Origin of the sequence: Methylicorpusculum sp. (assembly GCF_030651835.1) — a bacterium.
Taxonomy (GTDB): domain Bacteria; phylum Pseudomonadota; class Gammaproteobacteria; order Methylococcales; family Methylomonadaceae; genus Methylicorpusculum.
Map to the genome: position 1 here is coordinate 24,060 of NZ_JAUSBX010000040.1, position 22,458 is coordinate 46,517.

The 22,458-nt window shown below is 47.1% G+C and carries 20 protein-coding genes; 12 read left to right on the forward strand and 8 right to left on the reverse strand.

The window, feature by feature from the left end; genetic code table 11:
* Positions 1–4: 4 nt before the first annotated feature.
* From Q7V32_RS05035 to Q7V32_RS05055, 5 genes are read right to left on the reverse strand one after another with little or no spacing between them, the layout of a single operon-like run.
* Positions 5–2,038 carry a methyl-accepting chemotaxis protein gene (locus Q7V32_RS05035; protein ID WP_304895889.1) on the reverse strand — a complete coding sequence of 678 codons (2,034 nt, stop codon included), beginning with the start codon at positions 2,036–2,038 and terminating at the stop codon, positions 5–7.
* A gap of 48 nt (positions 2,039–2,086) precedes the next feature.
* Positions 2,087–4,288 carry a chemotaxis protein CheA gene (locus Q7V32_RS05040; RefSeq protein WP_304895890.1) on the reverse strand — a complete coding sequence of 734 codons (2,202 nt, stop codon included), beginning with the start codon at positions 4,286–4,288 and terminating at the stop codon, positions 2,087–2,089.
* Positions 4,285–4,617: a lipid asymmetry maintenance protein MlaB gene (locus tag Q7V32_RS05045; RefSeq protein WP_304895891.1), complete on the reverse strand. Its 333-nt coding sequence runs from the start codon at positions 4,615–4,617 to the stop codon at positions 4,285–4,287. The genes Q7V32_RS05040 and Q7V32_RS05045 overlap by 4 nt, the downstream gene beginning before the upstream one ends.
* A 29-nt stretch (positions 4,618–4,646) precedes the next feature.
* Positions 4,647–5,015, reverse strand: coding sequence for a response regulator (locus tag Q7V32_RS05050; protein ID WP_304895892.1), 369 nt, complete (start codon positions 5,013–5,015; stop codon positions 4,647–4,649).
* A gap of 21 nt (positions 5,016–5,036) precedes the next feature.
* Positions 5,037–6,254: a methyl-accepting chemotaxis protein gene (locus Q7V32_RS05055; RefSeq protein ID WP_304895893.1), complete on the reverse strand. Its 1,218-nt coding sequence runs from the start codon at positions 6,252–6,254 to the stop codon at positions 5,037–5,039.
* 150 nt (positions 6,255–6,404) lie between these two features.
* Between Q7V32_RS05055 and Q7V32_RS05060 the strand changes: the two genes are divergently transcribed.
* The 5 genes from Q7V32_RS05060 to Q7V32_RS05080 all read left to right on the forward strand — a co-directional run bounded on the left by Q7V32_RS05060 (position 6,405) and on the right by Q7V32_RS05080 (position 10,669).
* Positions 6,405–7,211 carry a protein-glutamate O-methyltransferase CheR gene (locus Q7V32_RS05060; RefSeq protein ID WP_304895894.1) on the forward strand — a complete coding sequence of 269 codons (807 nt, stop codon included), beginning with the start codon at positions 6,405–6,407 and terminating at the stop codon, positions 7,209–7,211.
* On the forward strand, positions 7,208–7,804 hold the full coding sequence (locus Q7V32_RS05065) for a chemotaxis protein CheD (protein WP_304895895.1): 597 nt from the start codon (positions 7,208–7,210) through the stop codon (positions 7,802–7,804). Before Q7V32_RS05060 ends, Q7V32_RS05065 begins: the two co-directional genes overlap by 4 nt.
* Before the next feature lie 59 nt (positions 7,805–7,863).
* A complete protein-coding gene (locus Q7V32_RS05070; RefSeq protein WP_304895896.1) occupies positions 7,864–8,964 on the forward strand; it encodes a chemotaxis response regulator protein-glutamate methylesterase in 1,101 nt (366 codons plus the stop codon).
* A 253-nt stretch (positions 8,965–9,217) separates the two neighbouring features.
* Entirely contained in the window at positions 9,218–9,700 is a 483-nt protein-coding gene (locus Q7V32_RS05075; RefSeq protein ID WP_304895897.1) for a cytochrome P460 family protein, read from the forward strand.
* Positions 9,701–10,069: 369 nt separating this feature from the next.
* On the forward strand, positions 10,070–10,669 hold the full coding sequence (locus Q7V32_RS05080; protein ID WP_304895898.1) for an HdeD family acid-resistance protein: 600 nt from the start codon (positions 10,070–10,072) through the stop codon (positions 10,667–10,669).
* 79 nt (positions 10,670–10,748) lie between these two features.
* Here Q7V32_RS05080 and gatB read toward each other — a convergent pair whose 3' ends face one another.
* The 3 genes from gatB to gatC all read right to left on the reverse strand — a co-directional run bounded on the left by gatB (position 10,749) and on the right by gatC (position 14,115).
* Positions 10,749–12,191, reverse strand: a complete 1,443-nt coding sequence (gatB, locus tag Q7V32_RS05085; protein ID WP_304895899.1) for an Asp-tRNA(Asn)/Glu-tRNA(Gln) amidotransferase subunit GatB — start codon at positions 12,189–12,191, stop codon at positions 10,749–10,751.
* Positions 12,192–12,200: 9 nt separating this feature from the next.
* Positions 12,201–13,652, reverse strand: a complete 1,452-nt coding sequence (gatA, locus tag Q7V32_RS05090; protein WP_304895900.1) for an Asp-tRNA(Asn)/Glu-tRNA(Gln) amidotransferase subunit GatA — start codon at positions 13,650–13,652, stop codon at positions 12,201–12,203.
* 175 nt (positions 13,653–13,827) lie between these two features.
* On the reverse strand, positions 13,828–14,115 hold the full coding sequence (gatC, locus tag Q7V32_RS05095) for an Asp-tRNA(Asn)/Glu-tRNA(Gln) amidotransferase subunit GatC (RefSeq protein ID WP_304895901.1): 288 nt from the start codon (positions 14,113–14,115) through the stop codon (positions 13,828–13,830).
* Between the two features lie 108 nt (positions 14,116–14,223).
* On the opposite strand from gatC, the gene Q7V32_RS05100 reads away from it, so the two are divergent.
* The 7 genes from Q7V32_RS05100 to Q7V32_RS05130 all read left to right on the forward strand — a co-directional run bounded on the left by Q7V32_RS05100 (position 14,224) and on the right by Q7V32_RS05130 (position 22,456).
* Positions 14,224–15,267, forward strand: a complete 1,044-nt coding sequence (locus Q7V32_RS05100) for a rod shape-determining protein (RefSeq protein ID WP_304895902.1) — start codon at positions 14,224–14,226, stop codon at positions 15,265–15,267.
* A gap of 291 nt (positions 15,268–15,558) precedes the next feature.
* Positions 15,559–16,500 carry a rod shape-determining protein MreC gene (gene mreC, locus Q7V32_RS05105; protein WP_370691420.1) on the forward strand — a complete coding sequence of 314 codons (942 nt, stop codon included), beginning with the start codon at positions 15,559–15,561 and terminating at the stop codon, positions 16,498–16,500.
* The gene (gene mreD / locus Q7V32_RS05110; RefSeq protein ID WP_304895903.1) at positions 16,493–16,975 is read left to right on the forward strand and encodes a rod shape-determining protein MreD; all 483 of its coding nucleotides are present in this window, start codon (positions 16,493–16,495) and stop codon (positions 16,973–16,975) included. The genes mreC and mreD overlap by 8 nt, the downstream gene beginning before the upstream one ends.
* 5 nt (positions 16,976–16,980) lie before the next feature.
* Positions 16,981–18,828, forward strand: a complete 1,848-nt coding sequence (gene mrdA, locus Q7V32_RS05115) for a penicillin-binding protein 2 (protein ID WP_304895904.1) — start codon at positions 16,981–16,983, stop codon at positions 18,826–18,828.
* Positions 18,818–19,948 carry a rod shape-determining protein RodA gene (rodA, locus tag Q7V32_RS05120; RefSeq protein WP_304895905.1) on the forward strand — a complete coding sequence of 377 codons (1,131 nt, stop codon included), beginning with the start codon at positions 18,818–18,820 and terminating at the stop codon, positions 19,946–19,948. Before mrdA ends, rodA begins: the two co-directional genes overlap by 11 nt.
* A gap of 2 nt (positions 19,949–19,950) precedes the next feature.
* Positions 19,951–21,069 (forward strand): lytic murein transglycosylase B, encoded by a 1,119-nt coding sequence (gene mltB, locus Q7V32_RS05125; protein WP_304895906.1) that lies wholly within the window; start codon positions 19,951–19,953, stop codon positions 21,067–21,069.
* A gap of 202 nt (positions 21,070–21,271) precedes the next feature.
* Positions 21,272–22,456, forward strand: coding sequence for a D-alanyl-D-alanine carboxypeptidase family protein (locus Q7V32_RS05130; RefSeq protein ID WP_304895907.1), 1,185 nt, complete (start codon positions 21,272–21,274; stop codon positions 22,454–22,456).
* Positions 22,457–22,458: the final 2 nt, after the last annotated feature.

Here is a 22,458-nt window from a genome sequence, read left to right on the forward strand (position 1 = left end):
GGAACTAGAAACGCTCAAAATCCGAATCATTAAACTCAAGCGAGGTATCAGCAACGGCATTTTTTACCTCCGGCTTAGTACTGTAATTTGCTTTGGCAGGAGACCGGCTTTGACGATAAGGAGGATTATTTCGAGCACCGCCTTGAGGTTTGGCGCCGCTTGAATCGAGCTTGAAGAACGCTACTGCGTGTTGTAATTGTGTCGCCTGCCCGTTTAATTCTTCGGCAGTAGCCGCCAATTCCTCGGAGCTGGCCGCATTTTGCTGGGTGGCTTTATCCAGTTGCCGCATTGCATCATTGATTTGATTGATACCACTGGATTGTTCAATTGACGCCGCATTGATTTCCTGAACCAGATCGGCCGTTTTAACAATATTGGGAACAACTGCAGCAATTAAAGCACCGGCCTTCTCGGCTATAGCCACACTATTGGTTGCCAGTTCATTGATTTCTTCTGCAGTAACCCGGCTGCTTTCCGCCAACTTACGCACTTCGGCAGCAACCACGGCAAAACCTTTACCATGCTCACCGGCAGATGCGGCTTCAATTGCAGCATTGAGTGATAGCAGATTGGTTTTGTAGGCAATATCTTCGATGAGACCGATTTTTTTGGCTATATTTTTCATCGCTTTAACAGTCTCATTTACGGCTTCACCGCCTTCTCGGGACTCATTGGCTGACTTGGTCGCCATTTGTTCCGTGACATGGGCATTTTCGGTGTTCTGTTGCACTGAAGCATTGAGTTGCTCGATGGCCGAAGTGGTTTCCTCAACACTTGAGGCCTGCTCAGTAGCCGCCTGACTCATGCCCTGGGCTGTAGAACTGACCTGCTGCGAAGCACTGGATAAGGTGTCTGAGTTGGACCGGACCTGCTCAACAACATGACTCAACTGGTCGCGCATGTCACGTAAAGCCTGCGCCAACTGACCAATTTCGTCTTTACCGTTTACTTCCAGTTTTGCGGTCAAATCGCCCTTGGATAAAGATTGCGCAAATTTAACACCGACAGTTATAGGTACTGTGATGAGATTGGCAAGGAACATCGCAATTAAAATGCCCAAAATCAATGCAACGATAATGGTGCCGATGATGATTTTATTGGCTTCGCTGACTAATTCTTCAGCTTTATTGCGCGCTACTTCCAACTGTGTGTATCCGGATTCTTCTGCAGTTTGTGCCTGTTTAATGACATCAGCGCCGAGATCGGCCATTTCCTTCAGAATATTCTTAAGCTCGTCATCATTTTTTATCCAGGCCTGTGCCGAAAGCTGATAATCGCGAGTTGCTTTTCGTGCCGCATCAATCAAGCGTAAAGCCTCATCACTATAAACGATTTTTTGCAGGTTATCATACAGTTGCATCAATTCGGGAAGCCAGATTTCCATTTTCTTCCAGGCAACTCGATTCTTGTAGTTAACTTCCTCCTTTTCAGCCCGCATGATTTCCATGGCTTTAACATAGATGTTGGTAGCTATGATGTAGCGCTGCACATAAGGATCAAGCTCTTGTGCACTCGCGCCTTTCTTCATTGCTTCCTGATAAAGACTTACTTGTCGATTTAAAAAGTCATCGGCGGCAGAGGCAACGGTTGCGCCACGCTCGACCATTTCATCAACCGCTCTTTTGTTGGCCTTTAATGCCTCGACACCAGCACGGTATTTGTCCGCATATTTTAAAGTACCCTCACGAGCAGTCTTTGACTGATTCAGTAATTCAGTATTGTTATATTTTTTTCCAACCTGATCAACTTGGTCCAGGTAGCCCATCAATTTCTTAACATTCTCTTCAGCGCGCTGGTAAATTTCATCCTTTTCATATAATAAATAATTTTTTTCTTCCATGATGGTTGCGAAGGCCATTCTTTCAACGCCGGTGGCGTATTCCACCGATTTGCCGTTATTGTCTGTAATACCGAACAATGCATCGGAGACATCACCTATATAAATTTTGGCCAATAGACCAAAACCAATAGTAATCGCCACCAACAACATTGCCCCAGTAAGAATTTTTGTTTTTATCTTGAGGTCATTAATGTTCATTGAGTTTTTCCTGTATAACAAAAGTTATGTCTGAAACCGTTTTAATCTTTATTGCGTGCGCTGTGAGCTTAAAAAGTTTGCCGATCGGGTTTTGTTTTTGATCGCCGCTTGAATAAGCCCTTGAACATCGAGGATCAGCGCAACATTTCCATCACCCAATACCGTCGCACCGGTAATCCCTTTGAGATTTTCAAATACCTTACCCATAGGCTTGATAACGGTCTGATGCTCGCCGTGTAATTCATCGACGACAAAACCGGCTTTGTTTTGGCCCGATTTAACGACGACGACACTCTCACGGCGCTTGACGGTATCGCTCTTCCGGCTATTAAAATAATCGCCCAATCGTAAATAGGGCAGAACCTGACCGCGCAGATTAATGTAGTGTTGCACTTCATCGATCTGACATTCATGGGGATCCATTTCAATACATTCGTCGACCATGCTTAGTGGAATGATGTAGCGCTCTAGCTCTGTACCTACCATAAAACCGTCAATGATCGCCAGTGTCAGCGGCAGATTGATAGTGATTGTCGTTCCCTGCCCTTCTTCACTATCAATACCTACCGAGCCACGGAGTGCTTCGATGTTTTTCTTGACCACATCCATCCCAACGCCGCGCCCCGATAAATTGGTAGCGGCCTCTTTTGTGCTGAGACCGGCAGCGAAGATCAGGTCGAATATTTCCTGCTGAGATAAGCCATGATCAGGCTTGATAAGTCCATTTGCGACGGCCTTGGCGACTATTTTTTCGCAGTTCAAGCCCGCACCATCATCGGCAATCTGAATAACAATATGTCCTGATTCGTGATAGGCGTTGAGCTGAACGATACCCTCTGCGGGTTTGCCAACGGCTAGGCGCTGTTCCGGGCTTTCGATGCCATGGTCCAATGAATTACGAATCAAGTGCATGAGAGGATCGTTGATTTTCTCAACAACCGTTTTGTCCAGTTCCGTTTCGCCTCCGCTTATTTGAAGCTCGATGGTTTTACCCAGTTCATTGCTCACATCGCGCACGATCCTGCGAAAACGTGAAAAAGTTTCTCCGATCTGCACCATCCGTAATTCCAATGCGGTGTCTCGGATACTGCTGACCAAAGTATTCATGCTGGCGGCAACATCGCCTGCATCGGTCAAGCCATGCCGTTCGACGATCAGATTCATGGCCGCGCTGGAAATCACCAGCTCGCCAACCAGGTTAATTAGCTGCCCCAGTTTAGTGGCATCGACACGAATATAATTAGCTTCAGCCGCCAATTTTTGCTTGGTTTGTTCCTGCTTTTTCAAGGCTTGTTCAACAACGGGTTCCTGAACCACTTGCTGTTCAACCAAAATTTTTCCTAACGGTTTGCCCGGTTGATCTTCACTCTCCCGCGATTCATTTTGTTTTTGCAGTGCACGATTGACATCGTTTTGTGTCAGCGCACCGACTTGCACCAGCATTTCGCCAATGCGTTTGACATGACTCTCATCCTGAGCGTCCAGCAGGTTAAGGTATTCTTCAACTTTGGAATTGGGCGGTAAAATATTGATATCGCAGTCATCGGAGGCAAACTCGAACACACTCTCTATGTTTTGCTTACTGGCATCGCTTTGAAAGGCAATCTTGAAATGCAGGTAACAGCTTTCCGGGTCCATCTCATCACCGCCCGGCATGTCGGGCGTCAGCGTAATGATTTCCTTAATTTCGCCCAATGTTTGCAGATAACGGATAAAGGACAGCGGATCCATGCCATTTCTCAACGCATCTGACTGAAATTTCAAAGAAATAAGCCAACTTCCATCAACGGAAATGTCACCGCCACCTTCACTTTCCAGTTTTGAAGTTTCTGTCTCATTGGCCTGAATAGCGGTTTCCTTTTTTCCAGAAAGCTGCTTTATTAATCTCATGCTTGCCGCTTCCAGTTCCGGCGGTAAGGGAGCATCCTTTTGTGTCAGGCAGTGTTCTATCAATCGCGCAGTTAAATCTTTGCTGTCCAACAAAACAGAAATCAATTCAGCATCAATAGCTCGCTCGCCATTACGGACTTTATCAAGTACCGATTCAGCTTCGTGAGTAAAAGCGACTATGGCATTAAAACCAAACAATCCGGCGCTGCCCTTTATCGTATGCATCGCTCTAAATACGCTGTTAATGGTCTCGCTATCATCCGGCGATGACTCCAGAGACAGCAGCGCATCTTCCATAGAGATCAAAAGCTCTTCTGATTCCTGGGCAAATGTAGTTAACGCGGCATCAAATTCACTCATGAGGATTTCCTGTCTGCAGAGATCACAATGGGATCGCCGAAATATTTACTGAGATTAAGCAGTTCCATCACATCCAGCACAGCCTGACTATGCTGAATCAAACTCAGTTTAATCTCGTGATGACCTGCTTCACGCTTTAGAAACAACAATAACTGTAAGCCTGCACTGTCGATTTCACTGACACCTGCCAAATCGATTTGTAATGTTTTTGCAGAAATGAGATGACTGAAAAGTAATTTTTTTTGCTGAAGGGCCGTGTAGATGGTCATTTCATCTTGAATAGCCAGGCGAACGGTGCCTTTTTTGTCTTGCTTTACTTCAATGGACATGTACACATCCTATTTGCGTTTCGTATGGATTAGGGCAACACCAGTTTGGATACTGCATCCAATAGTGTCGGCGCCTGAAATGGCTTGGTCAGCCAGGCTTTAGCGCCGGCCGCTTTACCCGCCTGCTTTTTATCGTCGGCGGATTCTGTGGTCAGCATCATCATTGGTGTAAATTTATAAGCCGGTAATTTTTTGGCCTCCTGCACAAAGGTAATTCCATCCATATTAGGCATATTGACATCTGTAATGATCAGATTGATTTTTTGCCCCGTCAGTTTTTTAAGCGCATCCTTGCCGTCACACGCTTCAATTACTTCGTATCCTGCGCCTTTTAGTGCAATAGTGACTACCTGACGAATGGAAGCAGAGTCATCAATAATCATGATGGTTTTTGCCATAGTTTTAATCCTGGTTGATGTTTAGAAAAATGTTAAATCGTTATCTTGGGCGGCACTTTGGTGAGAAACAGCGCTATTAGCCTGGTGATTAAGCAATTCCTCGGGCATCGTGTAATTAAGCTCCATTCCGGAAAGCGTTTGGTCGACATTGATCATATTGGCGTGACGCTGGGCACCTGCATTGGTGGCACTTTCCACCGTACCCTGAAGACTGTTAAGGTTATGCTCGACATGCGACAGCATTTGACTGACTCGATCCTGAAATTGGAACGCTGTCAGTACTGTGAATATTTCATCCCGTATTTCAGAACTGCTGGTTCTCAGCGTCTCAGCATCATTTTTAAAAACATTCAGCGCGCCCTGCAAATCAGTCAGCGTGTTTTGGATTGCCTGTTCGGCCTCATGGATCGTTTGGTCATCATTCGTTCCCGAAGCAACCGACATCTTTAATGTGTTGGTCATTGCAGAATTGATATCTTCTATCGCGGCACTGATCTTTTCACCCGTCAAAGATGAAAAACCGGCCAACTTACGGACTTCATCGGCCACCACGGCAAAACCACGGCCATTTTCTCCGGCTCTAGCAGCTTCAATTGCAGCATTTAATGCCAATAAATTGATTTGTTCGGCGACTTTTCGCACTTCCTGAGCCATTGAATCCAATTGATGCGTATGTAAAGAGAGTTTACGAACTTCATCGACAACCGCATGCTCAACATTCTGAATCTCGGCAAGTGCTTTCAATACCTGATTCAAAGCTTTGTGCGTATCTGAAAACAAGGTATCGATTCCGCGGCCATCCTCAGCATGACCTGTACCGTTAATGATATTGCTCAACTGATCAACCATCACGCCAAATCGCTTTGTTAGTACCGTGATTTCCTGCTCAGTATGGCTACGGGAGGTTTGCACTTGTCGCAGCAGAATTGGCGCCACATGGATGAATAACCGTTCCAGCTCGGTAGCGTAAGCGTTGACATCATCAAGCTTATCCATTTCATCCTGTTGCCAGCGCTCATTGTTTAGCCGGAGCAGAGTTTGCTGTTGATTTAATAAGAGGTGACCAATCGAAAAGCCGGCCAGGATTAACACCAGTGTCACGGCAAAACTCAACAAACCAAACCCCGATAAGAACAACAACAGCAAACCAGACATCAATCCCAATCCGGCCGGGAGCAAATAGAAACTGGCTTTCCCTACACCGGCTTCAGCAGCTTGGTAATTAGCTGTGCTTGACATGAAATTTCCTCTAGAATTTGCTCAATAACAGCGTTGATAGTAGTTGCTTTTCCGTTCCATACAACCACCTACCACGCTAGGAAATAGAAAAATGCTAACCGGTCGACTCTTTTTTAATTTGCTTGTTTCTTTTTACACTGTGAGGACTGTTTGAGTATTTCGCCGATTACACCTGAAGAATTTGATCGGTTCAGGCGCTTGATTTACGACCATGCCGGTATTTCACTGATACCGGAAAAAAAAGTAATGGTGGCCAGCAGGCTTGCTAAAAGACTGGATTACTATGGCGTTTCGACTTATGGAGAATATTTCCAATTAGCCACACAACGTGACCATCCTCACGAGTTTCAAACGATGGTCAATATTTTGACCACCAACGAAACCTATTTCTTCCGTGAACCGAAGCACTTTGACTTTTTCCGCGAAGAGATTATGAAAAACTGGCGGGGCGAGCAGTTCAGGCTCTGGAGCGCAGCCAGTTCATCCGGTGAAGAAGCCTACAGCCTGGCCATGGTGATGGCTCAGGAACTGGGGATGAGGCGCTGGGAAATTTTAGGCTCCGATTTAAGTACGCGCGTATTGGATATCGCCAAACAAGGCGTCTATACAATGGATAGACTGGAACAAATGGACATGTCACTGATGGCGAAATATTGTCTGAAAGGCGTGCGATCGCAAGCCGGTTTATTTAAAGTTGACCAAAAGCTGCGAGCCAGGGTGAACTTTCAACAAGTTAATCTGATGCAGCCGTTGCCGACCGGCATCGGCAAATTTGATGTTATTTTTTTACGTAATGTGTTGATTTACTTTGACCAGGATACTAAAAAGCAGGTAGTTGAGCGGCTCGCAACCGCGCTAAAACCCGGTGGATATTTCTTTGTCAGCCATTCCGAAAGTCTGCATCGTATTACTGACAAATTACAAAGCATCAAACCTTCGATTTATCGGAAACCATGAAAGTCCAGCCTTTCAAAAACACGCAGCGGATCATTATCGACCCGGGCGAATATTATGTAACACGCCGTAAAGAAGTCATTTCTACACTGTTAGGCTCCTGCGTATCAGCCTGCCTGTTCGATCCGGTCAATCAGGTGTTTGGTATGAATCATTTTTTGCTGGCGTATCGGTTTCACGCGCATAACATGCCGATCATTCAGTCTGAAGAAGGCCGTTATGGCGTATATGCGATGGAATTACTGATCAACGATATGATGAAATTGGGCGCGAACAAGCTACACTTAAAAGCCAAATGTTTCGGCGGCGGCAATGTTTTGAAATTGCGTGAGGACAGGGAAAATAAAGATACGGTCGGCGATGTCAATGTCATGTTTATTAAGGAATTTCTAAAAAATGAAAGAATTCCGATAGTCGGCTCCTGTTTAGGAGGTAATCACGGCAGGAATGTTCATTTTGTCGGCACCGATTATTCGGTCTTCATAAAAAAAATCGGTGGTCAACAAGTACGGCTGTTGGAAAATGAAGAGCGGCGATACTGGAAACAAAGTATTGACGAGCATGAAAAGACAAAAAGCACAACCGATTTCTGGTAACGTTTCTCGTTATTTAAACGGCTGACACTTTTATAAAACACATCAATACAACAGGTTTTATGGCGGACATCAAAGTATTCATCGTCGACGATTCAGCCGTGGTCAGGCAGGTCTTGACTGCCCTGATGAGCAGCATAGCGGGTATCACAGTGATTGGCGCCGCACCCGATCCGCTATTTGCACTGAAACGAATGGAAACGGACTGGCCTGACGTCATTGTCCTGGACATTGAGATGCCTCGCATGGATGGTATCATGTTTCTAAAAAAACTGATGCAGGAACATCCGACGCCCGTGGTGATTTGCTCAACACTCACGGCAAAAGGGGCGGAAGTCACCATGCAGGCGATGAGTGCTGGTGCAGTTGACATCATTACCAAACCGACTGTCAATCTGAAAGGTTTTCTCCAGGACTCAAAAACCCTGCTGGCCGATGCAATAAAAGGCGCGTCCCACGCCAGAGTCGGACGAATGAGCGCCGACAGTCCGAAAAAATCAATCATGGAATCACAGCCTAAACTCAACGCCGATGCGATCATCGCTCCCCATGCAAGCAGCATTCACGAAACGACCGATAGAGTGGTTTCCATAGGAACGTCTACAGGCGGGACCCAGGCATTGGAATATGTGCTGACCCGTTTGCCGCGCTCTGTCCCTGGAATTATCATCGTCCAGCATATGCCGGAAGCCTTTACCGCAGCCTTTGCCAAACGTCTGGACAGTCTTTGCCAAGTCACCGTTAAAGAAGCCGAGCAAAACGACAGGGTCATTCCCGGTTTGGTTTTAATCGCTCCGGGCGGCAAACACATGCTGTTAAGACGCAGCGGCGCGCAGTACCGGGTAGAAATTAAAGACGGCCCCTTGGTCAGCCGTCATCGCCCGTCCGTGGATGTCCTTTTTCGATCTACCGCTCAAGCCGCCGGTCAAAACGCGCTGGGCATCATTATGACCGGCATGGGAGATGACGGTGCGCGCGGCATGAAAGAGCTACACGATACCGGCGCATTGACGGTCGCTCAAGATGAAAACAGCTGTGTCGTCTACGGCATGCCTAAAGAGGCCGTCAAACATGGCGGTACCGATGGCGAACTGCCCTTATCGGCAATCCCCAACCTGATTATCCAATCTCCCAACCGGGTTCGTTTTCTCAAAGGATCTTAGTCAACCACTCCCAGTTTGATGATAAAAAAGGTTAGGCTTAAGCTTTGCTGGGATGGGTTTACGGCGTTCCTCGCAAGGCTTACAACTACTTTCAAAATCACATTATAAGTTCAAACTGGGAATTGCTGGGTTTTAGCCCCACACTAAGATAGCGAATCAATACCAGTTTGACAAATTAACGGAATAGGATTAAAACATTCAATAGTTTCGTTTCGAAACTATTGAATCAATCCACCTGATGGGAGATAACATCATGAAAAACAGCATTTTGATCCTCATCTCATGCGCCCTATTTTCTCTTTCAACCGCCGCATCTGCCCAGGAGCAAAGCGTTCCATTTCCGGATGGCTACAGAAACTGGCTACACGCCAAATCCATGCTGATACAACCGGGCCATGCCCTGGAAAATCCCTTTCAAGGTATTCACCACATCTATGCCAACGCATTGGCTGAAGCCGGACTAAAAACAGGTAAATACGAAGATGGCGCAGTACTCGTATTCGATCTGCTCAATTACCAGGAAAAAGATAAGTCTATTCACGAAGGCGAAAGAAAGCTGGTCGGCGTCATGCATAAGGATTCCAAAAAACATGCCGCAACTGGAGGCTGGGGATTTGAAGGATTCTCTGGTGACAGTAAAACAGAGCGTCTGGTTAAAGATGGCGGCGCCTCATGCTTTGCTTGCCACACCTCAGAAAAAGACAAGGACTATGTCTTTTCCGAATATCGTAAATAACGGATTACATTTTTATTATCAAGAGTTTGATAAGCCGCTCGTGCGAAGCCCCCCTCAAGGCTTGAGCGGCTTGTCACCTGTCTAATAGCTCTGAAAGCCATGAAGCACTATACGTTCTTCACAAAAACAGAGCGAATCGTTCGCGCACCGAAACCCTCTTCCCCAATGGCAATATGTCCGAAACTCTCAGCATTAAAAACTGTTAGAGTATTAATCAGTGACCCTGTTATTGCCATCAATTGTTAGCGGCATAAAAACTGGTCATTGGATAATATAAGCATTGTTTTTCTGGCTAGATGACGCCTTCGTTCCCAACCAGATTCAATCCGGATCAAATAGAATTTAGTTTAAAACCAACGTGGAGAAAAAATGAAACTGCGTGAGAAATTTTCAAATTTGGAATATGCCGGAACGGATTGGCGCAGGCTGCTGTTTCGGGGAATAGTCATGTTAATTGCCGGAACATTATTGGTTTTCTCCACCTTATTTAAACCTGATGTCATCATCATGCAGATACGGGATTTCTCCTGGCTGCCTGTTTGTGGCGTAGTTATTTTTATTGTCGGTTGCCTGGAATGTTTCGATGCGGCTATCACGACGGATTTGAGAAGCTTTTTTCTTAACCTGCAAAACGGTGTTTTGGATGTCGTCGTTTCTGGTTTGATCATTTTCAGCATCGGGGACGATCCCATCAGGCTGAGTCTTTTGATTGCGGCATTTTTAATTATCAAAGGGATTTTTCGACTGACTCTGACCTATGCCACACAGTTGCCGAATAGTGTATCGACTTCAGTAGGCGCGGTAATATCTATTTTCCTAGGCCTGCTCATCTGGCTGGAATGGCCGTCGCAAGCCACCTGGTTTCTTGCCTTATGTCTTAGTGTCGAAATCGGGTTAAGAGGATGGGCCGGCATGATGTTTGCTTATTGGGTTAAAGCTCATAAAAACCAGGAGTCCGTAAACTCCTGATCGTTATGCTTCTTGGATACCCCGCACCTTGGCGGTTGTGGACATTGCTCATGTAAGTCGATTACCGTCAAGAAACAGCTTAACCTTTCAACTTCGCCATCAGCATCTTATTGACTTCGGCAGGATTAGCCTTACCCTGGGTCTCCTTCATCACCTGCCCGACGAAAAACCCAAACACCTTATCCTTGCCGCTGCGGAATTGTTCGACCTGACCCTGGTTATTGGCAATGATGGTATCGATGATAGCTTCGATCGCCCCCATGTCGGTGATTTGCACCAGACCTTCCTGCTCGATGATCTCATCGGCTGTGGCGGTGCCGTTCCACAATTTGTCGAATACCTGTTTGGCAATTTTGCCTGAAATGGTGTTATCGGCAATACGTTTGATCAAACCTGACAAGCGCTCAGGGCTGACCGGACAATGGCTGATATCCAAACCGGCTTTGTTGAGCGCGCCCAACACATCACCTGTCATCCAGTTGGTAGCCAGTTTGGCTTCCCCTGCTGATAGCTGAACTACTTGTTCGTAAAAATCGGCTAACTCGCGCGATGAGGTCAACGTGGTGGCACTTTCATCATCCTGACCGTATTGCTCGATAAAACGCTGCTTTTTAGCGCCCGGTAATTCCGGCAGAGTGGCTTTGATTTGTGCTTTCAATGCTTCGGAAATAAACACCGGCAGTAAATCGGGATCCGGAAAATAACGGTAATCATTAGCTTCTTCCTTGCTGCGCATGGACCGCGTTTCATCTTTATTGGCATCGTATAGCCGGGTTTCCTGGACGACTCTGCCGCCCGCATCAATCAAATCAACCTGCCTTTCAATTTCATGGTTGATGGCTTTTTCGACAAATTTAAACGAATTGATGTTTTTAATTTCGGCGCGGGTTCCGAATTCTTTTTGACCTTTGGGGCGTACCGAGACATTGGCATCGCAGCGGAAAGAGCCTTCCTGCATATTGCCGTCGCAAATTTCCAGATAACGCACCAGCTCATGCAATTGACGCATATAAGCCACAGCCTCTTTGGCTGAGCGCATGTCCGGCTCGGAAACGATTTCCAACAGCGGTGTGCCGGCGCGATTCAAATCGATCCCGGTCAAACCATGAAAATCCTCATGCAGAGATTTACCGGCATCTTCCTCCAAATGCGCTCGGGTTACGCCAATGCGCTTTTTGACGCCATCCACCTCTATATCCAGATAGCCCTTGCCGACAATCGGCAGTTCGAACTGACTGATCTGATAGCCTTTGGGTAAATCCGGGTAAAAATAATTTTTTCGCGCGAAAACTGAATAAGGCGCGATCTCGGCTTCAATGGCCAGACCGAATTTAACGGCCATTCTGACGGCTTCTTCATTTAAAACAGGCAGCACACCCGGCAAGCCCAAATCAACGGCACAAGCTTGGATATTGGGCTCGGCACCATAAGCAGTAGATGCTCCTGAAAAAATTTTGGATTGGGTGGCCAACTGGGTATGAATTTCCAGGCCGATCACAACTTCCCATTTTTGATTGTCCATGTGTTCTCCTTACTCAAAACCTTTAGGGGACCGCTGATGCCAATCGGTGACTTGCTGATACTGATGTGCAACATTAAGCAAGCGGTCTTCAGCGAAATACTGGCCGATGATTTGCAAACCCACCGGCATGGCATTTAAAAAACCGGCCGGGATCGAAATAGCCGGAAGACCGGCCAAGTTAATCGCAATGGTGTAAATGTCAGACAAATACATCTGAATGGGATCGCCCGTTTTTTCGCCTAAGCCGAACGCGGTAGACGGGGTAACCGGCCCCATGATGACGTCGACGTCTGACAAGGCCTTTTTAAAATCTTCGCTGATGAGACGCCGCACCTTTTGGGCTTTTAGATAATAAGCATCGTAATAACCGGCCGACAGCGCATAAGTGCCTATTAATATCCGCCGCTTGACTTCCTTGCCAAAGCCTTCGCCTCGTGAACGGGTGTAAAGATCGGTCAGATCTGCCGGATTTTCACAGCGATAACCGAATCTGACTCCGTCAAAACGGGATAAATTAGCCGAGCACTCGGCAGGCGCAATAATGTAATAAGCCGGAATCGCATATTTCAGGTTGGGCATGGACACTTCCTTGACTGTTGCCCCAAGCCGACGGTATTCATCGACAGCAGATTCGATAATAGCCGCAATACCGGCATCTAATCCTTCGCCAAAAAACTCTTTAGGCAAACCTATGGTCAGTCCGTCCAGTTTCTGAGCAATACTTGCCAGATAATCAGGTACCGGCTTATCAACGCTGGTGGAGTCTTTTTCGTCAAATCCGGCCATGGTTTGCAGCAGAATGGCCGCATCTTCAGCGGTTCTGGTCATAGGACCGCCCTGATCCAGACTGGATGCATAGGCGATCATGCCGTAGCGTGACACCCGGCCATAGGTTGGTTTCAATCCGGTAATCCCGCATAATGCCGCAGGTTGCCGGATCGAACCTCCGGTATCGGTGCCTGTTACACCAGGGACCAGACGAGCGGCCACAGCAGCGGCAGAGCCACCCGATGAACCCCCCGGCACTGCATTGGTGTCCCAGGGATTTAAGACAGGACCGTAAAAACTCGTTTCATTGGAGGACCCCATCGCAAACTCATCCATGTTTAATTTGCCCAGCATCACTGCCCCGGCATCATTGAATTTGGTTACAACGGTCGCGTCGTAAGGAGCGATAAAGTTATCCAGCATTTTTGAACCGCAACTGGTTTTCACCCCGTCAGTGCAAAATATATCTTTTTGCGCGATGGGAATACCTGTCATCAAACCAGTGGAACCTGCCGCTAACTTTTTATCAGCCGCTTCCGCTTGCGCCAAAGCTTGATCCGCAGTTACGGTGATAAACGCATTGAGATTTTGATATTGGGTAATTCTGTCAAGAAAATTCCGGGTCAGTTCGACGCTCGAAAATTCGCCGCTGCGTAACCCTCTAGCCAGTTCGGCGATGGTTTTAGTATGCATGGTCAAGATAATCTCGGTTAATTTGGATTAATTTTGTAACTGTTCAGCGTATAGGTTTCAGAGCCCTGTCCGTAGGGAAAGAAACGGCTTCCGCGTTGAATGCAAGTTAGATTATTTTTGAAATGGATATAAATCGTCCCGTCCAAGCGACTTCAGACAACACTTTTTAATCCTTTTATTCAATGACTTTGGGAACCAGGTAAAGACCTTCCTCAACCTGAGGCGCAATGGCCTGAAACTTTTCCCTTTGATTTTGTTCGGTCACCTTATCAGGACGCAAACGTTGTGATTGATCCATCGGGTGCGCCATGGGCAGTACCTCGCTGGTATCAAGCGAGCCCATTTGCACCATCAAATCCAGAATACCCGACAGATCCTGGGCATAGTTGTCTTCATCTTGAGGATTAATCCCCAAACGCGCCAAATGCGCGATTTTTTTTACATCATCAGCCGTTAACGACACTTTCTCACTCCATTAACAATTAATGACGATATGATACTTTATATCTTGCTCAAATACCCGCTTGATTGATAAAGTAATGCAATTTACTCGCTAAGGAAACCGGTTAAGATGTTCAAAAGAATTCGCGGTCTTTTCTCAAATGATCTATCGATTGATTTAGGCACCGCAAACACATTGATATACGTGCCTGGCAAAGGGATCGTATTGAACGAACCCTCCGTAGTCGCTATCAAGGAAGACAAGATTCGCGGCCATAAAACCATCGCAGCCGTAGGTACTGAAGCGAAAATGATGTTGGGCCGGACACCAGGCAACATCACCGCAATTCGCCCTTTAAAAGACGGCGTTATTGCCGACTTTGCAGTGACCGAGCGCATGTTGCGCTATTTCATAGAAAAAGTGCATGAAAACAAATTATTAAGACCCAGCCCTCGCATTTTAATCTGCGTACCTTGCGGATCAACGCAAGTGGAACGCCGGGCTATTCGCGAGTCCGCCTCGATGGCTGGAGCACGGGAAGTATACTTGATTGAAGAACCCATGTCGGCAGCGGTTGGCGCGGGATTACCGGTAGATGAAGCGCAAGGCTCAATGGTTTTGGACATTGGCGGCGGCACTTCCGAAGTGGCTGTTATTTCATTGAACGGCATTGTTTACTCGGCATCGGTCCGAATTGGCGGAGATCGTTTCGATGAAGCCATCATTAATTATGTTCGCCGTAATTACGGCACCCTGATTGGTGAAGCAACTGCCGAAAGAATTAAGCACGAGATAGGCGCAGCCTACCCCGGCAGCGAAGTAAGGGAGATTGAAGTCAAAGGTCGTAATCTGGCTGAAGGCGTACCCAGAAGTTTCTCATTAAACAGCAATGAAATTTTAGAAGCATTACAAGATCCGTTAGCGGGCATCGTAGGCTCGGTCAAAGTCGCGCTGGAACAAACACCCCCTGAGTTAGGTGCGGATGTCGCGAATCGCGGCATCGTCCTCACTGGCGGCGGCGCATTGCTTAAAGATATCGATAGATTGATTGCTGAAGAAACAGGTTTGCCGGTTTATATCGCTGACGATCCGCTGACTTGCGTGGCCAGAGGCGGCGGCATGGTTCTGGAAATGCTCGATAAAAAAGGCGCGTCGGCATTCTCTTTGGAATAATCGGCGTCCCGGCAATTAAACAAAAGGATGGTTACACATCAAAATCCGGCTTATATATCGCTCGCTACGGCAGATTACGGAGCGGAAAAATAAGTTGCCGGATTTAGAAATGACTATTCTAATAGGTGTTTTTTGTAACTACTCGCTCGCTTGGAATAGAGGATGTAGATGATTGAAAAGGCTTCTGCAACAGGGATGCTGCAGAAACAAATTCATCCCACCCTTGAAATAAAGCACCTGCGTCCAATAAAATGGAAGGGGTGAGTAGCTACTGTTTTTTCTAATAAATAATTGAAGCGGCCTTTTAGGGCTTGCTTGCTGTCCTGTTTTTGCTCCCAGAGGCATATCGCTATCAATCCATTATTTGCCACCGGCCCATCGCTTAACACACGCCTGCTGGTCGCTGTATTGTTCTCATTGACCCTCTTGATTACAGAGCACAGAGGAACGCGACTTGAGAGCGCTCGTGCCGCTCTTTCGGTCCTGGTTTACCCTATCCACAATCTGGTTGACGCGCCTGTCCATCTGGTTTCTTCTACAGTTGAAACCGTGAAAAACATGCACAAGCTAAAAGAGGAGAACGAAAAACTCAAACAGGATGAGTTGATTTATAAAACCCAGTTATTGAAATTTGCGGCACTGGAACGTGAAAATATCCGCTTGCGCGCTTTACTCGAAAAATCTTTCAAACTGGGCGAACAGGTATTGGTAGCCGAACTGCTCTCGGTCAATCTGGCCCCTTATGAACATGTGGTTCTGGTCAATAAAGGTTCTCGCTTTGGTGTCCATCCGGAACAACCGGTGCTCGATGCCTACGGGGTTGTGGGCCAAATCATTCGGGCCTTACCCTTTAGCTCTGAAGTCATGCTCATCACCGATCCCAGCCATGCAATACCGGTTCAAGTCAATCGTAACGGACTGCGAACCATTGCCGTGGGCAGCGGTCAGATCAACCGCATCAAGTTGCCTTTTTTACCCAACAATTCAGATATTAAAAAAGGCGACCTACTCATAACCTCAGGATTAGGCGGGGCGTTTCCTCAAGGCTATCCTGTAGCTGTTGTTGATGAAATTAATTATCAACCCAATAAACCGTTCGCAGAAATTTATGCAACCCCTAAGGCGCAACTCAACAAAAGCCGTGAATTACTGATTGTATGGAGCAACAGAGAACCCGTGCCCTTGTTCAGCCAGGAAACGCCCGAAATAAGCATCGAGCCAAACCATGAATAACCCATCCAGCCTACTCCGGTTTGCTCTCTCCATTATTCTCGCGATGTGCCTAAGGATTGCGCCTTGGCAGGAACCCTTAACGGCCTATAATCCTGACTGGATTCTTCTGACCGTCATTTACTGGTCACTAGCTTCGCCTGAACGGCGCGGCATATTCACAGGACTGACGGTTGGCATCCTCACCGATGTATTAACCGGGCGAATGCTGGGATTACATGCATTGACTTATTCACTGGCGGCCTTTTTTAGCCTTAAACTGCACAAACGGTTACGCCAATACCCTCTGCCGCAGCAAGGTTTGTTTATTATGTTATGCCTGCTCTGTTCACAGTTCCTGTCCTTTTGGCTGGAAAATCTGCATGCACCACTCAGATTTCAGGCATCATTCTGGCTACCCGTAATAACCGGGACCGTTTGCTGGCCATTGGTTTACTCCTTTCTTCGGGTAGTCAGACTGCATAATCGCTCCCGATAAGCGCCATGTCGAGATCGCACACCATAAAAAACACCCATGAAGAAAATCGCATTTTTGTGCGCCGAGCGGCAATTGCGTTAATTTTTATCGGCTTGTTAAGTACCGGACTCATCGTCAGATTAATCTACCTGCAAATCATCGGCCACGATCATTACTCGACACTGGCCAATAACAACCATATCAAGATAGCGCCGCTTCCCCCCACTCGCGGCATTATTTTCGATAGAAAAGGAAGAGTGCTTGCCGAAAACACGCCGACCTTCAGCCTGGAATTGATTCCGGAACAAATAAAAGACATGGATGACACGCTCGCCCGTCTTCAGAAGTTGCTTGAAATCCCGGACGAAAAGATTGAGCTTTACCAGAAACTCAGAAAACGTGAAAAGCGCTTCACCAGCATACCCTTATTGCTGCGCATGTCCGAAGAGGAAATAGCCCGGTTTGCAACCGTCAGACCTTATTTTCCCGGCGTTGATATACAAGCGCGACTGGTCAGAAATTACCCTTACGATGTCTTGACATCCCATGTGATTGGTTATGTCGGGCGCATCAACGAAGAAGAACTGAAAAGCTTGCCTGCTTCGGAATACAGAGGTAGTCACCACATCGGTAAAGCAGGCATTGAACTGGCCTACGAAACTGCCTTGCATGGCAAATCAGGCTATGCTGAAATTGAAACCAACGCCCAATCACGGCCCATAAGCACAATTAAAACAATCGATCCGATAGCCGGGTCCAATCTGTATTTAAGCCTGGATATAGATTTACAAAAAACGGCTTATGATGCGCTGGACATATACAACGGTGCAGTGGTTGCCATTGAGATCAAAACAGGTGGTGTGCTGGTGTTTGCCAGCCGCCCCGGATTCGACCCCAACCCCTTTGTTTACGGCATAGACAGCAACAGCTATAACGAACTGCAAACCTCAGACGCAAGACCCATGTTCAACCGGGCACTGCGGGGGCAATATCCGCCAGGCTCAACCATCAAGCCCTTTATGGCGCTGGCCGGCCTTGAATACCAGGCAATCACACCGACACAAAGAAAGTTCTGCCCGGGTTACTTTCAATTACCGAATGTTAAGCATAAATACCGTGACTGGAAAAAAGGCGGCCATGGCACGATAGATATGAACGCCGCAATTGTTCAATCCTGCGACGTTTATTTTTATGAACTTGCGTTGGCCCTGAGCATAGACAAGATTCATTCGTTTCTGACTGAATTTGGTTTTGGGGAATTGTCCGGCATTGATCTGGTTGGAGAAAAACCCGGCCTGCTCCCTTCCAAACAATGGAAACGCAAAGCCCGGAATCAGTCCTGGTACCCCGGCGAAACCGTCATCACCGGAATAGGCCAAGGCTATACACAATTTACACCACTGCAACTGGCCAGAGGAACAGCAACGCTTGCCAACAAAGGTAATGTCGTCAATCCCCATTTAGTCGAACATTTGGTGACAAACGGCATCACTTCGCTGCCCCCTGCTGCTGAGCCCAAAATGCTGCAGTTGAAACCGCAAAATGTAGACACAGTCACTTCAGCCATGGTCAGCGTTGTGCATAGCGCCAGAGGCACAGCCAAAGTCATCAGCCGAGGCATAGACTATCAAATCGCCGGAAAAACAGGGACCGCTCAGGTTTTTACCGTTAAACAGGACGCCAAATACAATGAAAATCAAATCGACTTTAAGCTACGCGACCACGCCTTGTTCATATCGTTTGCACCCGCCCACGACCCCCAGATTGCTGTCGCCGTTGTTGTTGAAAATGGCGGTCACGGAGGCACCGTTGCCGCCCCGATTGCCGGACAAGTGATTCGCCAGTATTTGAAGGACAAAGCCAATGAAAACTGAACTACGCAGCGAACAACTGGATCCGCCTTCTCTGATCGGCGATATTCTTAGAAAGCTTCATATTGACGTGCCTTTACTCGCCGGACTTTTGATGGTCACCGGTCTGAGTTTTCTGGTGCTTTACAGCGCCAGCGGACAAGATATTCAGGTGCTCGTCCGTCAAGGCGCCCGCATCGGCGCAGCCTTTGTGCTGATGACGGTTCTGGCTCACATTAATCCTTATCAATTCAAACGTCATTCGCTCTTGCTCTACGGTATTGGAGTAGCTCTTCTGATCGCCGTTTTGATAATGGGCGAGATAGGCAAAGGCGCACAACGCTGGCTGGATCTGGGATTTTTCCGATTTCAGCCATCGGAAATGTTAAAAATCACAACGCCCATGATGATCGCCTGGTATCTTTCCGAAACGGCACTGCCACCTAAATGGAAACAACTGGGCATAGCCGGTTTGTATATTCTTATTCCAACATTGCTGATAGCCAAACAACCCGATCTTGGCACGTCCATTTTGGTCGCCAGTTCCGGCGCTGCCGTCATTTATTTTGCCGGCCTTTCCTGGAAGTTCATCATCTCTGTGACCATAGTAATGGCATCGTTAACACCGGTGCTTTGGCATTTCATGAGGGACTACCAGCGGGATCGTGTTTTGACGTTTCTAAACCCTGAAGCGGATCCTATGGGCAGAGGCTATCATATCATCCAGTCAAAAATTGCAATCGGCTCCGGCGGCCTCTATGGCAAGGGCTGGCAGGGAAGCACACAATCCCAGCTTGATTTTCTGCCCGAAAGTTCCACCGACTTTATTTTTGCCGTCTTTGCCGAAGAATTCGGCTTAATCGGCTGTATCGTTTTGCTGCTGATCTACCTCGCGATTATCTGCCGCTGTCTTTATATCGCCTTGCAAGCTCAGGACACCTATTGCCGGCTGTTAGCAGGGAGTTTGTCATTTACCTTTTTTGTCTATGTTTTCGTTAATATGGGCATGGTAATCGGCATATTGCCTGTTGTCGGCGTCCCCCTCCCGCTCGTCAGTTACGGCGGCACATCAATGATTACATTGCTGGCCGGATTTGGTATTCTCATGTCCATTCATACTCATAAAAAATTTTTAGCCTCTTGACCATGATAAATAAAATAAAAGCATCCTCTCTGATAGGTATTACCGGTTTAATTCTATGCAGCTGCTCAACACTTCCTGACCGCACTAAAACTGCGGCAGCAACGCCCGCTCAGGAACCGGCGACGATTGAACAAAATGCCCGCATTGCCAGACCTCAGGCAAACCAGCCCGAACAGGCCGTGGTTACTCCTCTTGGAAAGCCGGAGCTAGTCAATGCCTTTATCAAAAAAATGGTCACTAAACATCACTTTGATGAACCGACTTTAAATCAATTGTTTAACTCCGTGTCTATGCAATCCAAGATTATCGATTCCATGAACCGGCCAGCCGAAGCGATGCCCTGGCACAAATACCGCAAGATTTTTATGACCGAAGCACGCATTGATGGTGGTTTGAAATTTTGGCAGGCAAATAGCGAGACACTAAGAAAAGTTGAACAACAAACCGGAGTACCGGCAGAAATCATAGTGTCCATTATCGGTGTCGAAACCCAATACGGCAGCAACAAAGGCAGCTACCGTGTTATTGATGCGCTATCAACCCTGGCTTTTCACTACCCAAAGCGCAGCCCCTTTTTTACCGGCGAGCTGGAACAGTTTTTACTGCTGTGCCGCGAAGAAAACATGGATCCGCTAAAGCCAGTGGGCTCTTACGCCGGTGCAATGGGCTTACCCCAATTCATGCCCAGCAGTTACCGGTCTTTTGCAGCCGACTTTGAAAATGACCGTCGGAGGGATATATGGAGTAATCCGGCTGACGCAATTGCCAGCGTCGCTAATTACTTAGCCAAGCACAAATGGAAACAAGGTCAGGCTATTGCCTATCAGGCAACCGCTATTGGTAACAAACACAAAACCTTGTTAAACAGCGCGCTTAAAACCGACACTACAATTGGTAAACTTAAAGCGTATCAAGTTCAGCCTCTAGCTACTTTGCCAGCTAATCTTCCGGTTAAACTCATGGCGTTTGAGCAAACTCATGGCGATGACTTATGGCTGGGCCTTGAAAATTTCTTTGTCATTACCCGCTACAATCACAGTCCGCTTTATGCCATGGCCGTATTTCAACTGAGTCAGGCGCTGACCAATCGCCAAGAGGTGACCCGGTCTAAACCACTCTGATGAATGAGGGGGTTAAGGCGCGTGAATTGATACCGTCACGACCTTTAGCCTTTAACTGAAATGAAAAACACCGCTCAATTAAGTGAATATTGAGCGCGTCAAAACGCCGCATCAGCTAAGCAAAATGAAACACGACCCGTCATTTTAGGTCAATCACTGGTACAATAACGCAACCATTCCAATAGCTTAAGTTTTTAAAAAGATGACACTTTTACAGATTTACCGAACCCTGTATTTTTTTATCGTTGTCGCCTTCATGATGACCTTGCCGCCTCTGACATTAGCCGCAGCCGGAGGGCAAGGTGAAGATAAAATTCTGATCCCGCCTCCCCCGACTATTGCAGCGTCCTCGCATATTCTCATTGATGCCAACAGTGGACGTGTTCTAGCCGAAAATAACGCAGACAGCAGACTGCCGCCGGCAAGCCTGACCAAAATCATGGCCGTCTATGTTGCGTTCAATGAGCTGAGTAAGGGCCATCTGCAGTTGGATGAGAATGTTAATGTCAGCCCCAATGCCTGGCGCACACCCGGGTCACGCATGTTTATTGAAGTCAATAAACAAGTCACGGTCAGCGAACTGCTGCATGGCGTGATCATTCAATCCGGTAATGATGCCAGCGTGGCGCTGGCTGAACATATCGCCGGAGATGAGTCCACCTTTGCGGAAATGATGAACCAGCAAGCTGCTAGACTCGGCTTGACTAACACTCATTTTACCAACAGCATGGGCTTACCCAATCCGGAGCACTATACCAGTGCTCGTGACCTAGGAATCTTAACCCGCGCGCTGATCAAAGAATATCCTGAATATTACAAATGGTTCTCTTTGAAAGAATTTACCTATAACAAAATTACGCAACGTAACCGGAACAAACTGCTGTGGTCCGATGAAACGGTTGATGGCGTCAAAACAGGCCATACCGAAGAGGCAGGATTTTGTTTGGTCGCATCTGCTGTCCGCGACAATATGCGGTTGATATCCGTCGCAATGGGCACTAAAAGTGAGCGCGCACGTACAGCTGAAAACCGCACATTACTGAATTACGGTTTTCGGTTTTATGAAACTCATCATCTGTACAAAGGCCGCGAACCGCTTAAAGAGACCCGCATCTGGAAAGGTGACGAAAAATTACTGCAACTTGGACTGGCTGATGATTTGTATGTCACCATTCCGCGTCGTCAATACAAAGACCTGAAAGCCGTCATGAACTTCGATCAGAAGATTTTCGCACCGGTAAAAGCTGGAGACGCACTGGGATCAGTCAACGTGAGCCTGGCAGGCGAAGTGATAGCAGACCAAAAACTGATCGCATTGTCTACAATCGAAAAAGGCAACCTGTTCCGCAGAATTTATGATGCTGCTATTTTATTGGTAAAAAAATGATC

Coding starts and splice junctions, on each gene's coding strand:
- Q7V32_RS05075 (WP_304895897.1), top strand. CDS start 9,218: ATGAAAAACAGCATTTTGATCCTCATCTCATGCGCCCTATTTTCTCTT.
- Q7V32_RS05065 (WP_304895895.1), top strand. CDS start 7,208: ATGAAAGTCCAGCCTTTCAAAAACACGCAGCGGATCATTATCGACCCG.
- mrdA (WP_304895904.1), top strand. CDS start 16,981: ATGTCGAGATCGCACACCATAAAAAACACCCATGAAGAAAATCGCATT.
- gatA (WP_304895900.1), bottom strand. CDS start 13,652: ATGCATACTAAAACCATCGCCGAACTGGCTAGAGGGTTACGCAGCGGC.
- Q7V32_RS05080 (WP_304895898.1), top strand. CDS start 10,070: ATGAAACTGCGTGAGAAATTTTCAAATTTGGAATATGCCGGAACGGAT.
- Q7V32_RS05045 (WP_304895891.1), bottom strand. CDS start 4,617: ATGTCCATTGAAGTAAAGCAAGACAAAAAAGGCACCGTTCGCCTGGCT.
- Q7V32_RS05070 (WP_304895896.1), top strand. CDS start 7,864: ATGGCGGACATCAAAGTATTCATCGTCGACGATTCAGCCGTGGTCAGG.
- Q7V32_RS05040 (WP_304895890.1), bottom strand. CDS start 4,288: ATGAGTGAATTTGATGCCGCGTTAACTACATTTGCCCAGGAATCAGAA.
- Q7V32_RS05035 (WP_304895889.1), bottom strand. CDS start 2,038: ATGAACATTAATGACCTCAAGATAAAAACAAAAATTCTTACTGGGGCA.
- Q7V32_RS05055 (WP_304895893.1), bottom strand. CDS start 6,254: ATGTCAAGCACAGCTAATTACCAAGCTGCTGAAGCCGGTGTAGGGAAA.
- Q7V32_RS05100 (WP_304895902.1), top strand. CDS start 14,224: ATGTTCAAAAGAATTCGCGGTCTTTTCTCAAATGATCTATCGATTGAT.
- Q7V32_RS05050 (WP_304895892.1), bottom strand. CDS start 5,015: ATGGCAAAAACCATCATGATTATTGATGACTCTGCTTCCATTCGTCAG.
- mreD (WP_304895903.1), top strand. CDS start 16,493: ATGAATAACCCATCCAGCCTACTCCGGTTTGCTCTCTCCATTATTCTC.
- Q7V32_RS05130 (WP_304895907.1), top strand. CDS start 21,272: ATGACACTTTTACAGATTTACCGAACCCTGTATTTTTTTATCGTTGTC.
- gatB (WP_304895899.1), bottom strand. CDS start 12,191: ATGGACAATCAAAAATGGGAAGTTGTGATCGGCCTGGAAATTCATACC.
- mltB (WP_304895906.1), top strand. CDS start 19,951: ATGATAAATAAAATAAAAGCATCCTCTCTGATAGGTATTACCGGTTTA.
- rodA (WP_304895905.1), top strand. CDS start 18,818: ATGAAAACTGAACTACGCAGCGAACAACTGGATCCGCCTTCTCTGATC.